The sequence below is a fragment of the Paenisporosarcina sp. P5_A11 genome, assembly GCF_056400705.1.
Genome location: NZ_JBFUKT010000323.1, coordinates 1 through 1,725 on the forward strand (window position 1 = coordinate 1; position 1,725 = coordinate 1,725).

2 protein-coding genes are annotated in these 1,725 nt (G+C 35.6%); both read left to right on the top strand.

The window, feature by feature from the left end:
- The coding region (locus AC1DOS_RS19920) for a hypothetical protein (RefSeq protein ID WP_477538879.1) at positions 1–331 on the top strand (331 nt) is incomplete at its 5' end.
- A gap of 261 nt (positions 332–592) precedes the next feature.
- Positions 593–1,558 (top strand): ornithine carbamoyltransferase, encoded by a 966-nt coding sequence (argF, locus tag AC1DOS_RS19925; RefSeq protein WP_477538880.1) that lies wholly within the window; start codon positions 593–595, stop codon positions 1,556–1,558.
- Positions 1,559–1,725 lie beyond the last annotated feature (167 nt).

The following is a 1,725-nucleotide window of genomic DNA, read 5'->3' on the forward strand; positions in this document are numbered from 1 at the left end:
ATGTAAATGTCACGACGAGAAATGGAAAGATGACTGTCATGAAAAGAAATGTAAAGAGAATGATTGCAATTGTTGGATTCGCGAAAAGTTAGATGACTTCATCGGTAGACGTGTGGTCATCTTTACAAACGATGCAACGTATACTGAAGGAACAATTCAAGATGTGAAAAAGGATTGTGTAATATTGGTTCCAAAGATAAATTATATAATATTCGAACCAGTAAAGGTATTCAGTAATTCAAGTGACATTTTACTCGAAGAATTTCAAAAATACTGTATTAGGTTAGACGATATTGTTGGATTTGGTAAAGATTCATGCTGGTACACATAAAAGTGGCGATGAATGATATTTGTGATGTAACTTATACAGTTGAAGTAAAGCTTTATATAATGAATGATTGTTATGGAGGCTAATTACGTTAATAGCTTTATGAAGGGTGTAATCATTACTATTTCAAGAAAAAGAGAAAAAGCGTCTTATCAAATATAGGACGCTTTACTTTATTAATTAAATTAATAAAAATTCACTTGCATTTATAACTATGCATATTTATAATAAGGAATACATAATTATAAATAGGGGTGAATATTTATGAAGTTATTAGAATACGTGAATCTTGAAGTAGTTAAGAGTGTGAGAGGAAAAGACTTATTAACTTGGTTTGATTATTCGTCCGAAGAAGTAAAAGGTCTGCTAGATTTAGCAGTTCAATTGAAGAGTTTAGCCAAAAATGGCGTGCATCCACCATTGCTCTTAGGTAAAACGGTTGGTCTCATTTTCGAAAAACATTCCACTCGTACACGTATTTCATTTGAAGTAGGGATGAATCAATTAGGCGGCCATGCAATGTATATGCATGCAAGAGATTTGCAGATTGGTCGTGGTGAACCTATTTCAGATACAGGAAAAGTATTATCAGGTTATTTAGATGGCATAATGATTCGTGCTAATTCACACAAAATGGTCGAAGAGTTGGCTTATTCAGCAACTATTCCCGTTATCAATGGTTTAACAGATCTTTATCATCCATGCCAAGCATTAGCCGATTTATTAACTATTCATGAAGTCAAAGGCAATTTACCAGGTCAAAAGTTAGCATACGTAGGCGATGGCAACAATGTAGCACATTCTCTTATCATAGCCTGTGCTCATCTCGGAGTAGACGTATCTATCGCCTCACCAAGAGGGTTTGAAATAGACAGCAACATTTTAGCGAAAGCTCAACAACTAGCAGCTTCGAATGGATCGACAATAATGACGACTACCAATCCAATAGAAGCGGTTAAAAACGCTGATGTCATTTACACAGATGTGTGGACAAGCATGGGTCAAGAAGAAGAAACCGCTGCGAGACTTCAAGCGTTCGAAAGGTATCAAATAAATGAAGAACTCGTTCAACATGCAAAGTCGAACTATTTATTTCTACACTGTCTACCTGCGCATCGTGAAGAGGAAGTGGCAACATCAATCATCGATGGCCAACATTCAGCCGTATTTCAACAAGCTGAAAATCGCTTACATGCACAAAAAGCCATCCTTGCTTCTATCCTTGCCTAACAGAGAAAGTTCCTGATTAACCTTTCAGGAACTTTTTTTGTGTTTGATGTCTTTATTTTATTTCCATTCATGAATTCAATAGAGAAAGACAAGCCCTCATATGATAACAATCACTTCCAAAAAAACTTCATCATACTTTTCCATACGTGTACAACTCACACTTGACC